At 42.1% G+C, this 22,588-nt stretch carries 16 protein-coding genes and 4 pseudogenes; 8 read left to right on the top strand and 12 right to left on the bottom strand.

Features of this window, described 5'->3' with window-relative positions; all coding sequences use genetic code 11:
* Positions 1–177 precede the first annotated feature (177 nt).
* The 4 genes and pseudogenes from ACFQ4A_RS08745 to ACFQ4A_RS08730 form a co-directional block, all read right to left on the bottom strand.
* Entirely contained in the window at positions 178–1,584 is a 1,407-nt protein-coding gene (locus tag ACFQ4A_RS08745; RefSeq protein WP_382399631.1) for an APC family permease, read from the bottom strand.
* Between the two features lie 136 nt (positions 1,585–1,720).
* Positions 1,721–3,067 (bottom strand): aminotransferase family protein, encoded by a 1,347-nt coding sequence (locus ACFQ4A_RS08740; RefSeq protein WP_382399843.1) that lies wholly within the window; start codon positions 3,065–3,067, stop codon positions 1,721–1,723.
* Positions 3,068–3,340: 273 nt separating this feature from the next.
* Positions 3,341–4,278, bottom strand: a pseudogene (locus ACFQ4A_RS08735) (IS4 family transposase); the annotation flags it as partial.
* Positions 4,279–4,371: 93 nt separating this feature from the next.
* A pseudogene (locus tag ACFQ4A_RS08730) lies at positions 4,372–5,007 on the bottom strand (IS1634 family transposase); the annotation flags it as partial.
* A 55-nt stretch (positions 5,008–5,062) separates the two neighbouring features.
* On the opposite strand from ACFQ4A_RS08730, the pseudogene ACFQ4A_RS18950 reads away from it, so the two are divergent.
* Positions 5,063–5,546 (top strand): annotated as a pseudogene (locus ACFQ4A_RS18950) (IS1634 family transposase); the annotation flags it as partial.
* Between the two features lie 303 nt (positions 5,547–5,849).
* Here ACFQ4A_RS18950 and ACFQ4A_RS08715 read toward each other — a convergent pair.
* From ACFQ4A_RS08715 to gabT, 6 genes are all read right to left on the bottom strand, one after another.
* Complete coding sequence (locus tag ACFQ4A_RS08715) at positions 5,850–6,644, bottom strand: carbon-nitrogen hydrolase family protein (RefSeq protein WP_382399623.1); 795 nt, start codon at positions 6,642–6,644, stop codon at positions 5,850–5,852.
* 307 nt (positions 6,645–6,951) lie between these two features.
* Positions 6,952–7,908 carry an agmatinase gene (gene speB, locus ACFQ4A_RS08710; protein WP_382399621.1) on the bottom strand — a complete coding sequence of 319 codons (957 nt, stop codon included), beginning with the start codon at positions 7,906–7,908 and terminating at the stop codon, positions 6,952–6,954.
* A gap of 110 nt (positions 7,909–8,018) precedes the next feature.
* Entirely contained in the window at positions 8,019–9,449 is a 1,431-nt protein-coding gene (locus ACFQ4A_RS08705) for a purine-cytosine permease family protein (protein WP_382399619.1), read from the bottom strand.
* 42 nt (positions 9,450–9,491) lie between these two features.
* Positions 9,492–9,641: a hypothetical protein gene (locus tag ACFQ4A_RS08700; RefSeq protein ID WP_382399617.1), complete on the bottom strand. Its 150-nt coding sequence runs from the start codon at positions 9,639–9,641 to the stop codon at positions 9,492–9,494.
* Between the two features lie 147 nt (positions 9,642–9,788).
* Positions 9,789–11,180, bottom strand: coding sequence for an NAD-dependent succinate-semialdehyde dehydrogenase (locus ACFQ4A_RS08695; protein ID WP_382399615.1), 1,392 nt, complete (start codon positions 11,178–11,180; stop codon positions 9,789–9,791).
* Between the two features lie 100 nt (positions 11,181–11,280).
* Entirely contained in the window at positions 11,281–12,585 is a 1,305-nt protein-coding gene (gene gabT / locus ACFQ4A_RS08690) for a 4-aminobutyrate--2-oxoglutarate transaminase (protein ID WP_382399841.1), read from the bottom strand.
* 108 nt (positions 12,586–12,693) lie between these two features.
* On the opposite strand from gabT, the gene gabR reads away from it, so the two are divergent.
* From gabR to ACFQ4A_RS08665, 5 genes are all read left to right on the top strand, one after another.
* The gene (gene gabR / locus ACFQ4A_RS08685; protein WP_382399613.1) at positions 12,694–14,106 is read left to right on the top strand and encodes a MocR-like transcriptional regulator GabR; all 1,413 of its coding nucleotides are present in this window, start codon (positions 12,694–12,696) and stop codon (positions 14,104–14,106) included.
* A 125-nt stretch (positions 14,107–14,231) separates the two neighbouring features.
* Complete coding sequence (locus tag ACFQ4A_RS08680) at positions 14,232–15,074, top strand: aldo/keto reductase (RefSeq protein ID WP_382399611.1); 843 nt, start codon at positions 14,232–14,234, stop codon at positions 15,072–15,074.
* 212 nt (positions 15,075–15,286) lie between these two features.
* Positions 15,287–16,081, top strand: coding sequence for an ABC transporter ATP-binding protein (locus tag ACFQ4A_RS08675; RefSeq protein ID WP_382399609.1), 795 nt, complete (start codon positions 15,287–15,289; stop codon positions 16,079–16,081).
* A gap of 360 nt (positions 16,082–16,441) precedes the next feature.
* Positions 16,442–17,425 carry an ABC transporter substrate-binding protein gene (locus ACFQ4A_RS08670; protein WP_382399607.1) on the top strand — a complete coding sequence of 328 codons (984 nt, stop codon included), beginning with the start codon at positions 16,442–16,444 and terminating at the stop codon, positions 17,423–17,425.
* Positions 17,400–18,170, top strand: a complete 771-nt coding sequence (locus ACFQ4A_RS08665) for an ABC transporter permease (protein ID WP_382399605.1) — start codon at positions 17,400–17,402, stop codon at positions 18,168–18,170. Before ACFQ4A_RS08670 ends, ACFQ4A_RS08665 begins: the two co-directional genes overlap by 26 nt.
* A gap of 140 nt (positions 18,171–18,310) precedes the next feature.
* Here the strand turns inward: ACFQ4A_RS08665 and ACFQ4A_RS08660 are convergent, their stop codons facing one another.
* Entirely contained in the window at positions 18,311–18,760 is a 450-nt protein-coding gene (locus tag ACFQ4A_RS08660; protein WP_382399603.1) for a winged helix-turn-helix transcriptional regulator, read from the bottom strand.
* Between the two features lie 156 nt (positions 18,761–18,916).
* Between ACFQ4A_RS08660 and ACFQ4A_RS08655 the strand changes: the two genes are divergently transcribed.
* Together ACFQ4A_RS08655 and ACFQ4A_RS08650 are read left to right on the top strand one after the other, a co-directional pair.
* Positions 18,917–19,453 (top strand): DUF4242 domain-containing protein, encoded by a 537-nt coding sequence (locus ACFQ4A_RS08655; protein WP_382399601.1) that lies wholly within the window; start codon positions 18,917–18,919, stop codon positions 19,451–19,453.
* Between the two features lie 38 nt (positions 19,454–19,491).
* A complete protein-coding gene (locus tag ACFQ4A_RS08650; protein WP_382399599.1) occupies positions 19,492–20,574 on the top strand; it encodes an acyl-CoA dehydrogenase in 1,083 nt (360 codons plus the stop codon).
* A gap of 682 nt (positions 20,575–21,256) precedes the next feature.
* Here the strand turns inward: ACFQ4A_RS08650 and ACFQ4A_RS08645 are convergent.
* Positions 21,257–22,576 (bottom strand): annotated as a pseudogene (locus tag ACFQ4A_RS08645) (CoA-acylating methylmalonate-semialdehyde dehydrogenase); the annotation flags it as partial.
* Between the last annotated feature and the right edge of the window lie 12 nt (positions 22,577–22,588).

Below are 22,588 nucleotides of genomic sequence, written 5' to 3'. Positions count from 1 at the left end.
CAGGAACTGATCACATAAAAAACAGATAGCGAACAGTACCAGCCATTGTTCGCTATCCATTCAAACGATTAATATTCATTTCCTTGCATCCTGCATGCTTCCTAAGATCTTCATAGTTTACGGTTTAATCCTATGATAAGCATATTTTCTAGTTTTTTATAAAAGTAGGATTCCCCTCTAAGCGGTCCGGTCAATTTCTTCTTTCATCCGCTTATCCGCATAAGCCGTGCCGTATTTCGCCATCGATACATTATACAGGACAAAGCCTAATATGACCCATAGACCAATGATTGCCCATTCATAGGGCCAAACGAGTGCTGATGGCATGCCCGGCATATACAAAATCCCAACACCAATTGACATGACGACGGCAATCCAGCCAATTAAGGTGCCACCGGAAAGCTTAAACGGACGCTCCATCTCCGGATCTTTTTTACGGAGAATAATGAACGATATCGCCACCATCAGCCATGCTACGACAAGCCCGAGTCCGCCTGCGTTAACCAGCCATTCCAGTGCAGGACGGCCAAGTAGCGGCGCTGCAGTGGACAGAACAGCAATCAGTATGATCGCCTTATGCGGTGTATTATATTTGGGGTGCAATTCCCCCAATGATTTGGGAAGCATACCCGCTCGAGCCAAGGCGTAAATGGCGCGGCTGCCGCCCACATAAAAGCCGAGCCAACTTGTTAAAATGCCGCCAATACCACCCAGCACAAGCAAATTTCCCATCATCCGGCTGTCGCCAAACGCTTTAGCCATCGCATCGGCCGTTACGAGGTTCGATTCACTCAGTTCAGCCGGACTCAGCATCCGGGAGACACCAAAAATAACGGCAACATACCAAAGGACTGCGAGGACAACTGATACAATCAGCAGTTGACCGATTCGCTTCTGGGGCACATTAATCTCTTCTGCTGCTTGTGGAATGACATCAAAGCCGACAAACATAAACGGCGTCATAATAATGACTGACATAATACCTGCAGAGCCCGCTGCAAAAAATGGCTGCATTGTTTCAACATTGCCGCTGACCGTACCACCGGTGATCAATAAAACACCTGCAGCAAGAATCAACCCGGTCAAAATCACCGTAATCGAAGACGTCAGCTTAATACCGCGGTAATTAACCCAGGCAATAATGATCGATCCTATGATACCAATCCCGGCCCAGGTTAGCGTAACGTCCCATCCAGCAACAGTATATAAATGGCCTTGGCTGTAGTTCGGTATCAGATATTCAAAGACGGTTGGCAAGGCAACTGCTTCAAATGCTATCACCGAAACATACCCAAGTATTACGGCCCATGTAGCAATAAACGAAACGATTCTTCCCATTGCTTTAAAGGAATAAACAAGCTCACCACCTGCAAGTGGCAGGGCAGAAGCTAATTCTGCATACGTCAATCCAACTAGAACCACAAGTAAACCGCCGACCAGGAAAGCCAAAATCGCACCCAATGACCCAGCTTCGGTCACCCATAAACCGGCTGTGACAACCCAACCCCAGCCGATCATGGCACCAAAAGCAAGCGCGATCACGTCCTTATTCCCCAAAATCCTCAACAGTTTCTGATCACGCATGATTACCCTCCTCTGCCTATTTTTTGGTTAGTGGGCTGATAAAAATGTATGAATAATCAAACTGTTTTATGCCGTGATCACTGCTGGGTATCTTTGTCATAGTAATTTTGAAACGATGGCTATCCCACTTTTTTCCTCAGCCAATCTCTTTTTCAACCGCCAACACAGCATCATGAACTCTCGCCACAAGGGTATCGACTTGTGCTTCATTAATGATCAGCGGCGGTGCAAAACAAATAATATCCGTGCTATCAAATGTGACAGGACGGCATATGACGCCCTGGTCATACAGCGCTTGGATGGCATTTGCTGCCACCTTCCAATCTGCCGGGAAGCGCTCGTTAGTGGCCGGATCTTTGACAAGTTCAATAGCCCCAAGCAATCCAAGTGTCCGAACCTCGCCAACAATGTTGGCATCAGCTTTGATTCGTTGGAAGCCTTTCAACAACCGCTCACCCATGTGACGAGCGTTTTCACGTAGCTTTTCATTCTCGATGATCTCAATGTTTTTTAACGCAACCGCGCTGGCCGTTGGATGACCGCTATACGTAAATCCGTGGAATAGTGTGCCGGTAGACTTCTCTTTCAACGTTTCATGGATTTCGTCTGAAACAATAACCCCGCCGAACGGAAGATAGCCACTTGTGACACCTTTGGCAAACGTCATCAAGTCAGGCTCCACTTCCCAATTTTCCACGCCGAACATCTCCCCTGTGCGCCCGAACCCGGTAATGATTTCGTCGGCGATAAACAAAATATCGTATTCATCACAAAGCTTCCGGATTTCTTGAAAATAATCATTAGGCGGAATGATCACCCCGCCAGCACCTTGCACCGGTTCAGCGATAAACGCCGCAATCGTTTCCGGCCCCTCTTGTTCGATCACCTGACGCATCGAATCAATCGCTTCAGCTGTGCTTTTTTCATAGGGTGTTTCCGCATGCACAAAATCAGGCGTAAATGTTCCGGCCATATCCCAAAATTGCGGAATACCCGTTGCACTAGTTGACGCAGCAGCCACGCCATGATAAGCCTTTTTCCGGGAAATGATTTTTCGGCGTTTCGGCTCACCTTTCACCTTCCAATAATGCCGTGCTAATTTAAATGACGTATCATTTGATTCAGATCCGCCGGACGTAAAAAACACGGCATTTAAACTGTCTGGTGCTATGGAAGCAATTTTTTCTGCAAGCAATATCGCGGGCTCGTGACTGAATGTGGAAAAGGCAGAACTAAATGCCAAGTTTTCCATCTGATCTTTGGCGACTTCCGCCAATTCAGTGCGTCCATGACCAATATTAACGTTCCATAATGCGGACATCGCATCGATATAAGTGTCACCCTTGGTATCTGTTAAATAAATGCCATCTCCTTTTTCAAAAATAAAGGCCGGACCTTCCTGTTGTTGCTGCTGAATGGAAGATGTCGGGTGAATAAAGTGTTTTTGATCCAATTCAACTAAGTTTTTTAACAATAGGATCATCTCCTTTCTGGTTGTAAACATGTATGATAAGTAACCGCATTCGACTGACTGACGACTAAGATTATTTGATACCTTTTAGCTTCATTCATGAATTGAAATAAATCGCTTACATAACTGTTACTCTGAATTTATAGACCAGTATGATATTTGGTTGGTATAATGAAAAGTGCCAGAATTTAAAAAATCATGGCACCAGGGTAATACAGGTGATTAAATTTCATATCGATAAAAGTAAAGGTGCTAATTACATTTAAAAGCAGATTTATAAGAATCTCAACTTTCACATAATGAAATAGGCGGGTATACCTTGATATAATTCGGCAACCCCGCAATCCATGCTGCAGTTGACTTTTGATGAGTTGTTACATTTTCTTATTACCCTTTTTCAGGGTATCTTCAAGAAGCTCGGTTAACTGCTGTAACGCGACAGCCCTCGAGGTCATTTACTTCATCACATAATTCATAAAACATACTGCCAAATGTTCGGTCGTCTGTGCTGCAGCAGTTTTGCCACAACATCATAATATACCTTACAAACACAATGCTTGTGTGACTGATGAGAGCGTCATAGGAACGGCTCTGGAATTCCTTCTGAAGCTTCAAAAGAGACTTAGTCGTTTTGAAGAAAACCTCAATATCCAAGCGCATGCCGAAAATACGGATAATTTCCTGGTCATTCAGGGTACAGTCTGTACTTAAAATCGCTAACCAATCACTTTCCTTATTCCGATTTCGGACGAAAACGACCTTAACAGGCACACCATTGGCCTGTGTCGTATGGATGGAGCGCAAAATACCTCTTTTCCCATCGGTTGGTACAGCCAGGCGATACAGCTCATCTAAGCTAATACGCTTGCCATCTACAAGGTAAAGCTGTTTTAATTTTTGGACCATGCCAATCACGTCCAGACCTTGTTCTGTCAGGTCTTTAATGAAGGGCAGTTGTATAAACCATGAATCCATCAGCACATAGAAGGCATCAATGCCGGCTTTCATTGCCCGGGCAATCATATATGTAATCTGTTCTGGTGCCGTTTGTAACGCCTCTTTTCGGCGCTTGTAACCGGAACTACATTTATCAATATTTTCTGATATACCATTGATCTGACTCTTTTTCGAACTCAATAACAAAAAGAAACGGGAAGAAATGTAGCACCATCAGACCAACCCAGTGTCAACATACGAAACTCTTTATAGATACGCATTTTCTGTCTCAACTTCGACAGTGACTAGGTAAGCGAAAACACCGCAAAAGGGCATAGGGATAGCGTTTTGCGGTGTTTTTGGACACAAAGAGCGTGTAACTAGGATTTTGGCTGCATTTCATGGATCTTTGGAGGAGCCTCAATCCCAAGTCTCCCATGAATTAGGCGCTGTTCATGTGTTAATTCGGTCCGCTGATAGAGGTCACCGTTTTTAGAAGAAAATCTTCCAAGGTGAATTTCATCCAATTCCTGACGAAGCCTCGGCCAGGACGCACCGGTTTCCACCTCGGCAATTCGAATCAACAGTAGCGCCAGCCAGTTCAAGAGGATGTACGCTTGAATTCGTTCATCCAGGCGATGATACATTGGACGAAGAGACAGCGTTGATTTCAACTTCCGGAAAACCTGCTCAACCTCAATAAGCTGTTTATGGCCAAGGGCTATATCCTTCAAAGATAGTGTATCATCCGACGTACGAATCAGATATTTCCCGTCATAGCGCTCTGCACCCCGAATAGCCTGTTTATTGAGCTTCAAGCGGCCATCTTTCAGCTGACAGAGATAACGGCCACATACCTTATGAACCCTGAGTTTACAAACAGCTTTGGTATGTTGCTTATCCAGCAGCTGACTGATTGTTTCCAGCTCCTGCTTCAACTGTTCAGCAATCTGTTCACGCTGTTTGCGCTCGTTTTCGGCCTCTTTTGGGTTATGGACGCCACAAATTCGGTCTCGATGAGATTCTTTAAAAATTGTTGAAAGACCGCAATCATCAAGTGAACATTGACAAATATTTGCGATGGTTGCCAACCGTGCCCTGGCACCAACAAGTACTCGGCATGGAAGATTGGATTCATGATGATGTCGTGATTCCCGGTTTACGTCAGGTCGTATTTCACTAGCTCTAACGGAGAATGGACGTCCTGCTGGAAGTGAAAGAGGCTTTAGAAAAACAGGTCTACTACGCCACGGCTGATCTGATGAACCTTGAAGTAGATCTCATTTATTTTAACACGACATCGTCTAATTTTGAGGTGGAACCTCCCGAGGCATCAGATGACGAAGAATAAACGACCTGACCTTCTTCAGGTTGTAATTGCCATGGCATCCGAAGACAATCTGCGCTATCTTCAACGAACCGGCGAGCATTACATTGTAGGCGAAAAAATGCCATCAGGTAAACCCGAAATAAAAGGGGACGTTATCACACCGATAATCTGAAGGCAAAAGAGATTATTGTCGGCGATGGAGAAGCAAGAAAACGTTTTGTGCTAAATGCCTATATTAACCTCATATAAACCGTGATGTAGAAATTATCCACAAATGTGTGCCTATGAATAACGTGAGCTCCCCTATTTTAACTGTGGATAAACGCCCTACATGGAAGAGATGTGGATAATCTTTCTTGAAACATGTACCCTTTAACTGCCGAACTTGAGTATGAGGGATTCTGAATTAGTATTATTATAAAAAAAGCTGCTCTTCCGATACATATTGCTAGCGGACGGGCAGCATTTGATATTTACCTCAAAGTGAAATAAAAACGTGGCGGTGTCTTCTTCTTTTATTCAGCTTTACTATTTGTCTATTAGTACTGAATATAAATCTGTTTTTCTACTAGACACATAATTCATTTTGGGATCCTTTACAGATAAAAGTGGTAGTGTAACCGTTTTAACATCCTCCGAACCTTCCATTGTTAATAATTCATGACCCCAAGAATCAAGCACTAAACTATCACCACAGAAGTTAAGATCTTCTTCTAGACCTAAGCGGTTACATATTACAACGGGAATTTCATTTTCCATCGCACGGGATTTGGCATATATATAATGATGTTCCTTATATGGGTCCATATTCGCGTTCACTATGACTATAATATCAGCCCCCATAAGCTTAAGAGCCCTAGCTACTTCTGGAAACTCTACGTCAAAACAAATCATTAATCCGAAGTTACCTATTGGTGTTGGAATAACTTTCAAGCCAGAACCGGAATTAAAAAATGCCTTTTCCTGATCAAAAAGATGTGTTTTTCTATAGGTCCCTATAAGTTCCCCTTTATCATCAATAAGTGCAGATGTTATATAATAATGACCGTTATCACCCAATTCCGGAAATCCGAAAACTGCATATAATGATAACGATTTACACATTTCTTTTATTTTGTTGACGCTCGGTCCATCAATTGTTTCTGCCAACTCATTTAATTTATCTCCCATAGAATATCCTGTTAAAAATAGCTCTGGAAATACAATCAGATCAGATTGTTCTTTATTGGCTTTTACCATTGCTTTACTAATTTGGTCAAAATTATAATCTTTGTCTTCTAGTTTCGGGGTAAGTTGCGCTAATGTTACGTTAATGTGTTTCAATTACTCATCCTCCCTTCCCGTGACATATAACTAACATGTTGAACTAGATTTCTATAATAAGAGTAAAACACCATAGAGATTCACTCTATGATCGGTTTACCACAATCGCGTGTGCTAGACATTGTAAAGACAAAAAGGGATTTACCTCAGTAACTCTCTTCTATCATATTTATATCTTCAAATGAGAATTATAATGTGTTTCAAATTCTTATTAAGTTAGCGGGCTGTCAGTTTAACAGCCCACTTTATAATTTGGATTCTTGAATCAATCTAGCTCCAAATATTTTACTTGTTTCATTAATTCATATTATAAATATCTTGCTCTAGAACCTAACATATCAACCGCAAATCTTGAGGCGGTTATTGCTGTAGTATCTGCATGGTCATATGGCGGTGCAATTTCGACAACATCAAAGCCGATAATATCCAATTCACCTAATTGATCAATTGCAAGGATCATTTCCCTACTGGTAATTCCTCCAGGCGTTGGTGCACAAGTTCCCGGAGTTTCCGAAGCATCAAGAGAGTCCATATCAATTGAAACATAAACACCATCTGTTCCATCAGAAGCAATTTTAATTGCTTCCTCCATAACCTGTTGAATCCCTTTAGAGTATATGTCCCTCATCGTATACAGAGAGATATTATTTTCTTTAACATATTCATACTCCGCTCTTGGGTTCATTGCACCGTGTGGACCAATAATAACAGCGTTATTCGGATTGAAACAGCTTAATTCCATCGTTCTAGGAACAGGACAACAATGGTTCCATTTATCCCCATCTATGTCGGTTGCCGTATCAAGGTGCGAGTCAAAAATAATAAACCCATAGTTTCCCTTAGGATTAAATTCTTCAAAAGCTCTAGTTGCACTAACAGTTACTAAGTGGTCACCACCGACTACCATTGGCATTGCCCCTCCATGGAGTAATTCTAAAACATCTTTCTTTCCTCTTTCAACTGTTTCAAATGGAGACCCTATTTTGACCTGAACATCCCCACAGTCATGAACATTATAGGTTTCCACAATATCCGTATCATAATCAAAGTGATAAGGAATAGTGCTTGATGAAACATCACGGAATTTACGGGGGCCCATTGTCGATCCAGTTCTTGTGATGGTAGTGCCATCAAAGGGTATCCCTAGTAGGGCAGCTTTAACATTGTTATTTTTAATTGCATCCCTTTGAGGTTTAACAATCGGTCTTTTCATAAAAGTTGCTATTCCCTCATGTAGTACAGAGCTCCAAGTATCATTCGCCATTTGTTACTCCTCCTTAAGTAAATTTTATATGAAAGGGAAAGGCCGTAAAAAATAGAACGGCATTCCCTATCAAAACTGTAGTTATATTATATTTCAACATTCAACCTATTTTAATTAGCTTTATCTAATTCCTTCTTAATTTCTTTCAATTCCCCAACTCTGTTTTCTTCTTCATAATCATTCAAATGGTAATCTCCCATTAATTTTCCTTTAAAATACCGCCTAGCTAATATAACATATACCGTTCCAGAAACTATCATAGCCGGTAAGGTAGCAGATGTAATCGTAAATATGGCATCTCCTGAAGCAAAAGTGATAATTTCAAAACCTGTCATCCATCCTCCAATATATATCCATAGAAGCATACCTACTATTTGGGCTATTACTGCTATCGGGTTTATCCCTCTAAAATAACTGTAAACACCTTTAGGGTCAAAACAAGCTTTCAGATTAATTTTTCTCTTTCTCAAAATGAAGTAATCCGCTAAAATTATTGCCCAGTATGGCCCAGCCAACATTCCCCCAAATATTAATACTAAATCAAAAATGTCACGTAAGGTACCTTGAAAGACAAAAATAATAGAAGGTGCAGCAACACATAACGCTACTAAATGAAATTTCCACTTTGGAAAGACAGTCAATACAGCCATTATTGCAGCATATAATAATATTGCACAACTAGTAATAGTCCCTAGAATAACAATGACAAATCCAAATATCCCCAAGTTTAGTTCAGCCATCCATAATGTGGGATCGATTTTACCTGTTAGTAGCGTAGCAAGTCCACCTATAATACCAAACAACATACCAACTAGAGCTAACCCTAAGTAAGTTCCCCAGAAGCCTCCACGCTCCTTTTTCGAAAATTTATTCCAAGCTCCTAGGTAAGGTAACCAAACTACGGCGAATGCAAAAATAACTTCAAAAGCATACATCCAGCCGAATTCTCCAGTTGGTTCTACACTAGATATAGCAGAAAGGTTTTCTGCACTTAACATTTGGAACAACATAATAATGGAAAAAATGATCATTAATGGAACCGTAATATTAGCCACCTTAAATCCCATTTTAGGGTTGATTAAAAGTAATAATAGAGGAATGACTATTCCACCGCCTAGTGCATATATACTATAGTCTCCTGGGAACGTGTATCCCCCTGTAATTGTCTCCATTACCATTTGACCAGCTGTTCCAGTCATAGAGGAGAGGATACCAACCCAACCAATAGTAATAAAAACGATCAGAAAAACACCAAACAAGGCGCCATAATATCCGAATGCTGGTCTATGTGAGATTGCTTCATCCAAACCATATTTAATGTTTTTCTGAGCTGACCAAGCACATATAGTGTAAGCCGCTAAATTACCAAAAATGGTTACCATAATCATTGGCACCAAACCAAGCGTCTCTGCATAATCACTTCCAACCATAAATGCAGCTAATAAGACATTTCCACCTGCGAAGAGCCAGAACATGCTTAGAGGTCCCGCATCCCTTTTTGTAGCAGGGACTGGGGCTATATCTATTGAGTTTTTATTCATCTTCTATCTTCCTTTCTATATTAATATTTTGAATATAAAATATTAATAGACTAAAAACCAAACAAATCCAACAAAAAACGGAAGAATTCCCACTACTGTAAGGACAAGATGGTCAGTTTTAGTGACATCAGTAACCGTATCTACCTCTTCAGTATTTATTATTAATTCTTCAGTTCGTTCCTGAGAAGACATCAAAATACCTCCTTCAATAAATACCTATTTTTCTCCATATATACTCACTAGTTCGTACCCTTACTCTTTGTATATCCCATTAAAAAGTAATACCCGAAAATCCTTATTTAAATATAAATTAAAGGTTCTGTATCTATTAATCTTGGTCTATAAATTCCCAACCGACAAATACTTCGTCTCTAAATAAGGCTCAATTCCTTCAATTCCTCCTTCACGCCCCAGTCCACTTTCTTTCATACCGCCAAATGGTGCGTGTGCGGCAGAAGGGGCGCCATCGTTCCAGCCAACAATACCGAAATCTAAGTTTTCATGCAGAAATGTTCCTGTCCGATAATCATTGGTAAAGAAATAGGCAGCTAACCCGTATGGTGTGCCATTGGCAATTTGCACCGCTTTTTCAATCGCTTTAAAGGTCGTTATTGGGACGACTGGCCCGAATGTTTCTTCCTGCATCATTTCCATGGTTTCGCTTACATTTTTGAGTACAGTCGGGTAAATAAAGAAATAACCTGCTTCCCTATCAGCGTCAGATTGATTGCCGCATAATACCTCTGCTCCCTTTTCCTCCGCATCATGAATTTGCAACATAACCTTGTCAAAACCTTTCTCGTTAATGGCAGGTCCAACTTGTGTTTGTTTTTCTAATCCATTCCCGACTTTAAGTTTAGCTACTTCATTGGCTAATCTGTCGGAGAATTCTTCAGCTATATTTTCGTGGACAAGAACACGATTCGCACAAATGCACGTTTGGCCTGCATTCCTAAACTTGGAAGCAATGGTTTGTGCGACAGCAAAATCAAGATCAGCATCTTCTGCGATAATAAGCGGGGCATGTCCACCCAATTCCATCGAGACATGTTTCACCGTATCAGCACTATTTTTAATTAGATGCTTTCCAACCGGCGTTGATCCAGTGAATGTGATTTTGCGTACGTGCTCACTATCGGTGAAAAGCTTCCCAATTTCACTGCCATAACCATTTACACATTGAACAGCCTCTTCCGGTATGCCGACTTCATGTGCCATTTCAATCAGTTTAATCGTTGTTAAAGGTGTGTCCTCAGCCGGCTTTACAATGAACGTACACCCTGCAGCTAGTGCTGGTGCAGCTTTTCTGGTCATCATGGCTGCCGGGAAATTCCACGGTGTAATCGCTGCAACGAGTCCTACTGGCTGACGGGTTACAACGATTCGTTTGGATTCGGTATTGGCTGGAATGGTCCGGCCATAAATCCGTTTTGCCTCTTCTGCATACCAGTCAATATAACTAACTGCATATTTTACTTCGCCTAAAGACTCATTAATCGGTTTCCCGCTTTCCAGCGTCATGATTTTGGCGATTTCTTCTGTTTCTTCCAGAATTCGATCAGACCATTTTTTTAACAATCGTGACCGTTCATGTGCGTTCACTTTGGACCACTGCTTAAAGGCTGCATGTCCTTTTTTCAATGCCTCAAGTATTTCTTCCTCGGAATTTATCCTTACTTCTTGGACAGGTTCCCCTGTAGCAGGGTTTTTTACCTGAAGTGACTCTGTCATTGTTCGCACTCCTCTCAGCTGAAAACAATAGTAAGATAGGGGGAAAAAAGAGCTTCTGCTATTACAAACTGCCGTATTCTCCATATCTTTCAAATTCTTTTTATGCAAAAGCCTGTTCTAATTTAGCTAAACCTTTTTCCAGTTCGTCATCAGTCATTACAAGCGGTGGCAGAAATCGGATGATATTTGAATTTATCCCCGCTGAAAGAAGTAATAATCCAGTTTGATTCGCATTCGAAACAATTTCACTCGTTTTTTGTTTATTCGGCACCTTCGATTCGCGGTCTTCCACAATTTCAACGGCTACCATTGCACCCAGCCTGCGTACTTCTCCAACAAACTCATGTTTTTCCTGCAATTCCAGTAGTTTGCTTTCAATTTTCTGTCCGATGGCTTCTGACTTTTCCATTAATTGTTCTTCTTCCATGACGTCGATAACAGCCAAGGCCGCTGCACATGCGACTGGGTTCCCAGCGAATGTTCCGCCTAATTCTCCTGGGTTGGCAGCATCTAAGATTTCCTTCTTGCCAACGACACCACTTAAGGGCAATCCGGCGGCAAGTGACTTGGAGACCGTCATAAGCTCAGGTTCAATATCAAAATGTTCTGCTGCAAATAATTTTCCGGTGCGCCCAAATCCGGTTTGAATTTCATCTGCCACAAAGACAATCCCATGCTTATTACAAAAATCCTTAACATATTGAACAAATCTCTTTGGTGGGACAACAAAGCCGCCTTCACCTTGAACTGGTTCCATAACAACACAGGCAACGTTTTCTGGTGCAACGGATGATACAAAAAAGTCTTCGAAGTTCTGAATCACCTGACTGACATATTCTTCATCCGTCAGCTGACGTGGCTTACGGTATAAATAGGGATATGGTGCCTGGTAAAGGTCCGGTGAAAATGGACCAAAGCCAAATTTATACGGCTTTACCTTACTGGTCATTCCCATTGTTAAATTCGTTCTTCCGTGGAATCCACGTTCAAACGATACAACGGCTTGTCTGCCTGTATATTTTCTTGAGACCTTTATAGCATTTTCAATCGCTTCTGCTCCTGAATTAAGCAAGAGTGCTTGTTTGTCGACATTACCTGGTGTGATCTGACACAGTCTTTCTGCCAAATTGATATAACTGTCATACATCATGACATTAAAACCAGGGTGTAAAAACTTATCAATCTGTCCTTTGACGGCAGCCGTTACTTTCGGATGACTGTGTCCAACATTTAGTGTACCAATTGCACCCGCAAAGTCGATCCATTTATTCTCATTGATATCTGTAATTGTGGCACCACTTGCATCCTTTGCAATGTTTAAATTACCATTGTTAACGCCCTTTGGTACGTATTTTTCTCTTTTCTCCTGCAAATCTTTTGTAGCTGTCGTAACCGTTTCCACAATGGAGCCTCCTTTTTTGATATACTGTGAATTTATAGACTAGTATGACACTCAATTGGTATAATGAAAAGTACCAGAATTAAAAATATTTGGGTACCAGGGTGATGTCAGATGATTAAGTTTCATATAGATAAAAGTGAACATTCCAATTATATTTATAAGCAGATTTACGAAACATTGAAAGGATTTATATTGGAACATAAAATTGCTGCAGGAAATAAAATGCCATCAAAAAGACAATTGTCTACTGAATTAGGCGTAAGTATTAATTCGGTTGCCACTGCCTATGAACAATTACTAGCAGAGGGATATATTAATACCATTGAACGTAAAGGATATTTCGTTGAAGATATCGCACATTTTATTCATGATCGTTCTCCGAAAGAACATAATCTACCTAAACATCTAAGAGAAACTTTTCACCATAAAGAAGGTTGGCTTTCTTTATCTCATATTACAACGGATAGCTCTGTGTTTCCTTTTCACGAGTGGTTGAAAAGTCAACAGAAAGCCATAAATCAGCACAGCTTGGACCTTTCAAGAATCACGCATCCCCAAGGCCCTTACATCGTAAGAGAGACCATTTCTCATATGATCGCCTTAACGCGTGGTGTAACCTGTGAGCCAGAACAAATTGTCATTGGTTCCGGTACGCAGCCACTCATTCATCAATTGATGGCTATACAACCATCAAGCACAAAAATAGCTGTCGAAAACCCAGGGTATTCTCGTATTTATCAATTATTAAACAGCCTGAAATTCCAAGTATCAACTATTGCGTTAGACAAGGAAGGAATTGATATCAGAGAAGTAAAAGCATCGAATCCAAATTTTTTGTTTGTTACACCCTCTCATCAATTTCCGACTGGCACCATTATGCCAATCTCCAGAAGAGTTGAGCTACTAAATTGGGCTGCGCTGGGTGAGGACCGATATATTATAGAAGATGATTATGATAGTGAATTTAAATATGGAACAGACAATATCCCTTCCTTACAAAGTCTCGATCAGAATCGACGTGTTATTTATGTTGGTACCTTTTCTAAAACACTATTACCCAGTTTTCGAATAAGCTATGTTGTATTGCCGCCCAAGTTACTGGAATTGTATCGATACCACTATTCGGATTGGATACAAGGGACTAATTCGCTCCATTTATATACATTACATTACTTTATACAAGGTGGTGAATATGCCAAGCACATTAAACGAATGAATCAACATTATAATAGGAAACGAAAACACTTAATAAAAGAGCTTCGTTTAAGATTTCAGGATAAGATGCACATAAAAGATGTACCAGCTGGCCTTCATTTTTTGGCAGAATTCAATACAAGCAAAAGCTATAAAGAAATCGATGAAAAAGCACAACAAGAAAAGCTCGAAATCTATACAATAAAGCGGTTCTTACTGGGAAGCGAGGTTAGATATTCGACAAACATTCAGCTCGTCATTGGTTTTGCAAGCATTAGACAAGAAGACATTGCAGAGGCAGTTGATCGATTATATCGTGTGATCTGCTAAATATGCTTTCCTGGACAATCTTATGTGAGAGTATTCCTAATATCTTTGACATAAATATGATAAAATACAGTTAAATCTATTAAGCTTTTGACTTAAAAAATAACGAGAATCAAAGGAGTGACACAATGACCAACAAAATACCCGAAATCACATTAAATGACGGCACACGCATACCAGCACTAGGCTTTGGCACGTATAAGCTGTGGGGCAATGACGGTGTAGCAGCTATCGCCGGTGCGATCGACCACGGCTACCGATTGATTGACGCCGCTTACAATTATGAAAATGAAGGGACTGTCGGAGCGGCCGTTAAGCGAGCATCCGTACCGCGTGAGGATTTGCGCATTACATCAAAGCTCCCTGGACGCTATCACACCTATGAGAAGGCAGTAAAAACCATTCAAGAATCCCTTTATCGCGCCGATCTGGACTATTATGATTTATATTTAATCCATTGGCCAAACCCGAAACAAGACATCTATGTGGAAGCTTGGCAGGCTTTGATTGATGCGAAGAAATGGGGCCTAATCCGCTCCATCGGTGTTTGCAACTTCCTACCAGAGCATCTGGTACGGCTGGAAAAAGAAACAGGTGTATTGCCTAGCATCAATCAAGTGGAACTGCATCCTTTCTTCAATCAAGAAGAACAGCGTAAATGGCATGAGGAACACGGTGTTGTAACTGAATCGTGGAGTCCGCTAGCGCGTGCCAATGATGTTTTCAATGATGATACCATTAAGGAAATTGCAGACAAGTACGGTAAAACTGCTTCACAAGTCATTCTGCGCTGGCATTATCAGCACGGCGCCGTCGCTATTCCAAAATCCGCCTCGCCGAAACGGCAATTGGAAAATATGTCTATTTTCGAATTTAATTTAGATAATGAGGATATGACGGCATTGGACAAGCTGACAAAACCGGATGGCCGCTTGAAGGATCAGGACCCGGCTGTTTATGAGGAGTTTTGAGTAAATTTATTGAAAACAAAAGGCTACACTTCCGCCACCATTTTAATTGACGGAAGTGCAGCCTTTTTCAATGACTGTCACTAAGTCTTTCTTCCCATTCTGAAAAATGGATTGATTTTTGAAACTTAGTATATTAAAATGACTTATATTAAATCATACTAAACTGATTTGATTTATTTGTATTAAATTCGTTTTCGAGGGGGAAGCGGCTTTTGTCGAAAGAAACCGTGCAACCATTCGTGGAATTAAAACAAGTGAATAAATATTTTGATACAGAGGGGAAGAGAAACCTCGTTCTGGGGAATATTTCCTTTAGTGTTAAGAAAGGCGAATTCGTCTCTCTTTTAGGGGAGAGCGGCTGTGGAAAGAGTACCGTGCTTAACTTAATCGGGGGCTTTGAAAAACCGACAGCCGGCCAGGTTTTTCTGGATGGGAAACCAGTACAGGAACCGGGGAGACACTGTGTCATGCTGTTTCAGGATTACGGCCTCCTGCCCTGGCGTTCCGTTTTGAAAAATGTGGAACTCGGCCTGGAGCCAATCAGCTTATCGCCGGATGACAGACGTGAACGTGCCATGGATTATTTGCGTTTGGTTGGTTTGGAAGAAAACATTAGCCAATTCCCTTACGAGTTATCAGGCGGCATGAAGCAGCGGGTCGCTATTGCAAGGGCCCTCGCTATGAGACCAGAGCTAATTCTTATGGATGAACCATTTGCCGCGCTTGATACGTTTAACCGGTATTATCTACAGGATGAACTTCGTCGGCTTCAGGAACAAGAGGGAACAACTATCATCCTGGTTACCCATGATATTGATGAGGCTGTTTACTTATCAGATCGCGTATTAATCATGAAGACTCATCCGGGGCGTATCAACAAACGTTTGCACATTGAGCTGTCAAAACCACGTGACCGGAGCCATGGTGATTTTCAGTATTATCGACGAATCATTTTTGAAGCGTTTCAGTTTACCCAACCTAGACAACAGCCTGACTTTCAAATATAAAGCGAATCTTCATTCAGTGGAGTGCTCTTTTCCACTGAGATTAATGAACAAAGGCTAAGTACGCGGGCGTCCTCGAAAAAGGGAAGCACTTTTTCTTCGTGCGATGTATTGCTGTCGTGACTTTCCTTGTCCTGTTGCAACGCCTTTGTGACCTGCATCGTGCAGGCCCGAGCCGAATCGGACATTTACGACGCACAGGACGTGCTAGTGCCGATAATGCGACAGGACGTCGCGTTATTATCGGTCTGGCAGTTGAATCCCCACTTATCCTCTTTGATTTCACCACCTCGTCTTGAATGGGGGCTTACTACCAGTTACATGCGGGATAAACGCCCTAAGTATAAGTAATGGAGGGAAATGATGAAACGACACAAAAAGCCCACAGTCTTTCTATTAATCGTTTCATTGATTTTTTTATCAGCCTGTGGAACCGACAGTCATGCAAAACAAAAGACAACCTTAAAAATCGGTTACCTCCCTATCACCCATGCCGCTCCGGTTTATTTTGAGAAAGAGATGACCAAGGAATACCTTGGGAATGTGGAATTGGAGCTGGTCAAATTCGGAACATGGATTGACTTGATGGATGCATTGAATACCGGACGGATTGACGGTGCTTCTGTCCTGATTGAACTTGCCATGAAATCAAGAGAAAAGGGAATTGACCTGAAAGCAGTGGCTTTAGGCCATAAAGACGGTAATGCCGCAATCGTTTCTCCCGAAGTGGATCAAGTGGAAGATTTAGCTGGAACGAGCGTTGCGATCCCGCACACCCTTTCCTCCCACAATATCCTGATGGCGAGAATGCTCGAACAGGGTGGCATGAGCTATGATGACGTTCATATGGTGGAAATGCCACCACCAGAGATGCCTTCCGCATTAGCAACCGGACAGATTTCCAGCTATGTCGTTGCTGAACCATTTGGGGCGCTTGGTGTAACGTTGGATCAGGGAAAAGTTCTGTATCAGTCCGAGGATTTATGGCCGGGTTCCCTGTGCTGTGCTCTTGTCCTGCGCAATGAGCTTGTTCAGAATCACCCAGAACTTTCACAGCAATTTGTGAATGGCTATATTGCGACCGGTAAAAAAGCTGGAAAAGTTCATGACCACACCCATTTTGTACATAAGAAATATTTAGATGTTAACGAGGAAACATTAGAATTATCCTTGGAGTGGATTTCCTATGATGACCTGCGGATAAGAAAAGAAGACTATGCGATTTTGCGCGAAAGTTTGATCGACATGGGGCTGTCGGATGACCCGCCCTCATACGAAGAATTTGTAAGCAATTCATTGATTGACGAGGCGATAGATTCCTATGAGAAACAATCAGATACTCCCTAAATTTATAAATATTACAATAGCCTTTTTGCTTGTCATCACAGTATGGCAGCTGGTGATAATGATCGGTGATTACCCAGAAGCCCTTCTGCCTTCTCCTCTCAGTGTTGGGAAGGGGATTTTTAAGCTGGTGGAATCGGGCGTTCTATTTGAACATTTGCAAATAAGCCTGATGCGATTCACTATTGGGTACCTTGCCGCTGTCCTTGCTGCCATCGTTTTGGGACTCATTCTTGGCCGTGCAAAAAGTATATGGCAAATCATCGATCCGATTGTCCAGGTATTGCGGCCGGTTGCACCGATTGCTTGGACCCCCTTCATCGTCCTGTGGTTCGGAATCGGTAACATGCCAGCCATTGTCATTATTTTCATTGCCGCTTTCTTCCCAGTTCTTCTAACAACGGTATCTGCCGTAAAAAAAGTCGATAACACTTATCTGAAAGTGTCACAGAATTTAGAGATTAAACAGCCTCAATTAATGTATAAAATCATTCTTCCTGCCGCATTCCCCAACATTGCCAACGGGCTGCATGTTGCTATCGGAACAGCATGGATTTTTCTGGTCTCAGGTGAAATGGTCGGTGCTCAATCCGGGCTTGGTTACCTGATTATCGATTCCAGAAATGCCCTTGATCTTGACCTGGTTCTTGCGGGCATTGTCTTTATCGGTATCCTTGGCCTTCTTCTCGATAAACTGGTCAGTCTGTTTGAAAAATGGGTTGGAAAACAATGGGGAGGAGCAGGTTAAAAATTTTAGCCAAATTAGTCATGTGGGGGTAACTATGTTCCGGATGTTGCCGTATCAGGTTAAGAGTGGACGAAGCAGGATCAGCGGATTCGTCCGCACGTCAGGCAACTACCGGAAATCCCTCACTCCCCCACTCTCCACTATGAAACTTCTTCCTCACCAGCGACAGGCAAGACAACCAGTTCATCCTCCGTTACATTTTCTTCGCAGTGGGAACAATAATATGTGATTTCCACTTCATGCCGGCATGTATCGTGGACAAGCTTCTTGTAGCATTTCTCCAGATGCTTCCGGCCCCAAAGCAGTAGGGAATGAAAAACGGGCTCCAAATCCTGGCCGCTCTCCGTCAGGGAATACTGATATCTTGGCGGGTGAGCAGAGTACAGACTATTTGTGACTAATCCGCTTTCTGTCAGATATTTCAACCGGTCCGATAATAAATTTGAGGAAATCCCGTCCAGCCCTTTTTTGATTTCATTAAAGGTCGAGGCACCCATCAGGATTTCATGGAGAATCAGCAATGTCCATTTGTCTCCAACAATATTCAATGTCTGTGCAATGTTGCATGGCAAATTATAATTCTCTTTCATAATTAATCATTCTCCTCCGTAACTTTAAAAAAATTATAACATATTTGCCAAATAAAGGTTGATTTTTTGAACTTAGTATCATATGATAACTAACAAGACAGATAAAACATATAAAATTTATAGGTTTTATAAGTAATAAACGAAGGAGGCCATATCATGGGATTGTATTTAGTGGAAACGACTTTTAATGGTGAGATTAAAGACAAAAATGCGTTGGAGGAAAAAATAGCTTCTCTTAAAGAAACTGTAGAAAAAGATAATATCACCCTGATTGAAGTACAGGCTGCCAAAGACCTCTCCCGCTCTTTTTTGATTTTTGAAAGTGATCAGGTTGAAACAGCGCTTACTGATACATTAAAGGACAATGGGGTTCCCGCAGATTTGGTAAAAGCCGTCCGCATTGTCGGCAAGGATTTAGAGGAAGTGAAAAAACAGTCTGATAAAGTGAATTATCTCGTTCAGTGGAATCTGCCGGAAGATTTAACAATGGATGAATACTTGGAGCGCAAAAAGAAAAACTCAGTCCATTATGCAGAGGTTCCAGAAGTATCATTTGAGCGTACCTATGTATGTGAAGATATGTCCAAATGCCTTTGTTTTTATGATGCACCGGATGAAGATGCAGTCAGAAAGGCCCGCAAAGCAGTTAAAACACCCATCGATTCCGTCACGGAAATTTCCAGTGGTGAGTAAAAAAAAGAGTCCCAATTGGAAAGGAGAGAGATACCGACATGCTAAAGGAAAATACAGCAACAGAAGCAAATGAGCTGCCTCTCTACCTGCAAAGGGAGCTGAAACCCCTTGTCAGAAAGATCGATGAAGAGCATTATTATCCAAAAGACTTTCTGTGTTCACTGGGAGAAAAAGGATACTACACATCCAAGTCGCTGATGAAGAAGGATGTTTCTCTCCGCGAATTCCAATTGGTTGAGGAAGTATCAAAGGTGTGCATGACCACCGGGTTTGTATTATGGTGCCATCTGGCCGCGTTGACGTACGTGCGGAACAGCCGTAACGATTATTTAACCACCAAATTGCTGCCAAAATTGGAAGATGGTACACTTCTCGCCGGTACCGGCCTTTCCAATCCAATGAAGTTTTATGCCGACATAGAAAGACTTCACTTGAAAGCAGAGCGAAAAGACGGAGGATATATTGTTTCCGGTGCCCTCCCTTCTGTCTCGAATATTGCTGATGAACACTGGTTCGGGGCAGTGGCTGAGGTGAACGACGACCAACGGATTATGCTATTCATCCCATGCAATACCGACGGGCTTTTATTGAAGGAAAATAAGGGTTACATGGGCATTAACGGCAGTGCCACATACGGATGCCGTTTCCATAACTGCTTCATCCCCGATGAGTGGGTTATTTCTGAGGATGCAGATACTTTTGTTGAAAAAATTCGCCCGATATTTCTGCTGTATCAGATACCTATGGGGCTAGGTGTTACCTCGGCATCCGTCCAATCAATAGAAAAGGCCGGCAACAGGCAAGCCGGGTGCAACCAGTATCTACCTGTGCAAGCAGAGGAATTAGAGAGTGAACTCAGATGCCAGCGGGAAGACATTTATAGTTACCTCGAGTCAAATTTCGAAAACCTGAGATGGCAACCATTGATCCAATTTCGTCTCGACATCACCTATCTGACTTTAAAAGCAGCTAACGCAAGCATGATCCATAACGGTGGGGCTGGTTATTTAAATGTCAGCCGCCCTGTACGCAGATTACGGGAAACCTACTTTCTTGCCAATCTAACCCCTACGGTCAAACATCTTGAAAAAATGCTGGCAAATCCGGAAAATGGGAATTGACGATGTTATATGAGCCGCCATTACGGATGACAGCTCTTTTAATATTGGGAAAAGGATTAGGCGAAGGACAAGGAATTATAACGATGATATGACTGAGATGACGGCATTCATTGGATGGGATGGCACTTCCTAATAGCCGCATGAAAAATCAGGACCCGGCTGTATCAAGGCATCATGTTCATAATCAGCTTTGGGTCTCTACTCATGGCTGTCGTGACATTAATTGTTTTGATCATAAAGTGAAACTTCAATCAGTGGGGCGATCTTCCCCACTGATTGTTAGTTGAACAGAATCGGAAATTTACTGGCAGTTGGACCCCCACTTATCCTCTTTGCTTTTACCTAATCGTCTTGATATGGGGGGACTTACTGCCAGTTACATGCGGGACAAAAAAAGTAATCCCCACCTGTGAAAATGGACGCGGTTGGGGATTTCTAACCAATCCACCGCAACTTCTTGCGGCGTAGCTTAGAAGAACTCCGACACGCCATTGTCGGGGTTCTTTTTAGTATTATGCTTTCTATATTCATTATATGTCAAGAATGGTTTTAATTCAAGGTATCGTTATTAAATTGCTTTTGTATTTAAGTAGAGTTGTCAACAAAAAGGTACAGTGCCCGAATACAAACACTGTACCTTTTGAAAGTTAAACCTGATTTTATTAAACCCACCGCGTCGTANGAGCATCCCCGCATCGATGGTTTCACGAAATTGGCGTACACTCCCGCCATCGCGTGTGAATAAGCAAGATCCATTGGCAAACGGTGATTCATTCGTCACATCGATCGCTTCATCCAAATCCTTAACACGAACGATGGACAAAACTGGGGCGAAAATCTCATCCTGCCAGATTGTCATGTTGGTTGTCACGTTGTCAAAAATTGTCGGCCCTACAAAGTAGCCTTTTTTCTGAGCTTTTCCGTCTTCACGGCCATCACGAATCAATTTAGCTCCTTCATTCTCACCTTTTTCAATATAGCCAAGGGTCCGTTCTTTATGCTGTTCACGAATGACAGGTCCCAGGAATACACCATCATCCAAACCGTTTCCGATTTTAATATCGTCCGTTTTTTTCACAAGCTGATCAATAAATTCATCAGCAACTGATTCTTCCACAGCCACTACGGATGCAGCCATACAGCGTTCGCCAGCTGAACCGAATGCAGCATTCAGAATTTGAGTCGAAGCATTATCCATATTGGCATCGTTCAATACGATTGAATGGTTTTTGGCACCTGATAACGCCTGAACACGCTTCAGATTGTCTGTCCCTCGTTTATAGACATGCTCAGCTACAGGCTGCGAGCCGACAAATGAAATCGCCGCAACGTTCTTATGGTCCAACAACCCATTTACGACATCGTGAGCACCATGCACAATATTGAAGACCCCCTCAGGAAGACCCGCTTCCTCCAACAGTTCAGCCAAACGATTGGCCAAAAGCGGCGTACGCTCAGATGGTTTCATGACAAATGAATTACCCGTCGCGATCGCCATTGGGAACATCCAGCAAGGCACCATCATCGGAAAATTAAATGGGGTAATCCCACCGACGACACCAATCGGATAGCGATACACGCCGGACTCAAGTCCCGATGCAATCGAAGACAGTTGATCACCCATCATTAGATTCGGTGCACCAGCAGCAAATTCCACATTTTCAATTCCACGCTGTACCTCCCCCTTGGCTTCCTTCAAATTCTTACCGTTTTCAATTGTAATCAGTTCAGCCAGCTCATCCCAATAATCAACCAATAGTTGCTGGTATTTGAATAAAATTCGCGCACGTTTCGGAACTGCTAGCTCCTTCCAATCCTGAAATGCCTCATGAGCCACTCTGACCGCATAATCAACGTCTTTTTGTGATGAAATAGGGACTTCTGCAATAACCTCACCTGTCGCCGGATTAATGACCGATTCCGTTTTATCACTCTTCGCTTCGATCCATTTACCACCTACATAGTTTTTAAGTAATTTCGATTTTGTTTGAGATTGTGCCATTTTGAAACCTCC

Source organism: Lentibacillus salinarum, assembly GCF_042679865.1.
In the GTDB taxonomy this organism is placed as follows: Bacteria; Bacillota; Bacilli; order Bacillales; family Amphibacillaceae; genus Lentibacillus; species Lentibacillus salinarum.
This window is presented reverse-complemented; position numbering and strand designations above follow the sequence as displayed.

Coding starts and splice junctions, on each gene's coding strand:
- ACFQ4A_RS08745 (WP_382399631.1), bottom strand. CDS start 1,584: ATGCGTGATCAGAAACTGTTGAGGATTTTGGGGAATAAGGACGTGATC.
- ACFQ4A_RS08740 (WP_382399843.1), bottom strand. CDS start 3,067: ATGATCCTATTGTTAAAAAACTTAGTTGAATTGGATCAAAAACACTTT.
- speB (WP_382399621.1), bottom strand. CDS start 7,908: ATGGCGAATGATACTTGGAGCTCTGTACTACATGAGGGAATAGCAACT.
- ACFQ4A_RS08705 (WP_382399619.1), bottom strand. CDS start 9,449: ATGAATAAAAACTCAATAGATATAGCCCCAGTCCCTGCTACAAAAAGG.
- ACFQ4A_RS08700 (WP_382399617.1), bottom strand. CDS start 9,641: ATGTCTTCTCAGGAACGAACTGAAGAATTAATAATAAATACTGAAGAG.
- ACFQ4A_RS08695 (WP_382399615.1), bottom strand. CDS start 11,180: ATGACAGAGTCACTTCAGGTAAAAAACCCTGCTACAGGGGAACCTGTC.
- gabR (WP_382399613.1), top strand. CDS start 12,694: ATGATTAAGTTTCATATAGATAAAAGTGAACATTCCAATTATATTTAT.
- ACFQ4A_RS08680 (WP_382399611.1), top strand. CDS start 14,232: ATGACCAACAAAATACCCGAAATCACATTAAATGACGGCACACGCATA.
- ACFQ4A_RS08670 (WP_382399607.1), top strand. CDS start 16,442: ATGAAACGACACAAAAAGCCCACAGTCTTTCTATTAATCGTTTCATTG.
- ACFQ4A_RS08665 (WP_382399605.1), top strand. CDS start 17,400: ATGAGAAACAATCAGATACTCCCTAAATTTATAAATATTACAATAGCC.
- ACFQ4A_RS08660 (WP_382399603.1), bottom strand. CDS start 18,760: ATGAAAGAGAATTATAATTTGCCATGCAACATTGCACAGACATTGAAT.
- ACFQ4A_RS08655 (WP_382399601.1), top strand. CDS start 18,917: ATGGGATTGTATTTAGTGGAAACGACTTTTAATGGTGAGATTAAAGAC.
- ACFQ4A_RS08650 (WP_382399599.1), top strand. CDS start 19,492: ATGCTAAAGGAAAATACAGCAACAGAAGCAAATGAGCTGCCTCTCTAC.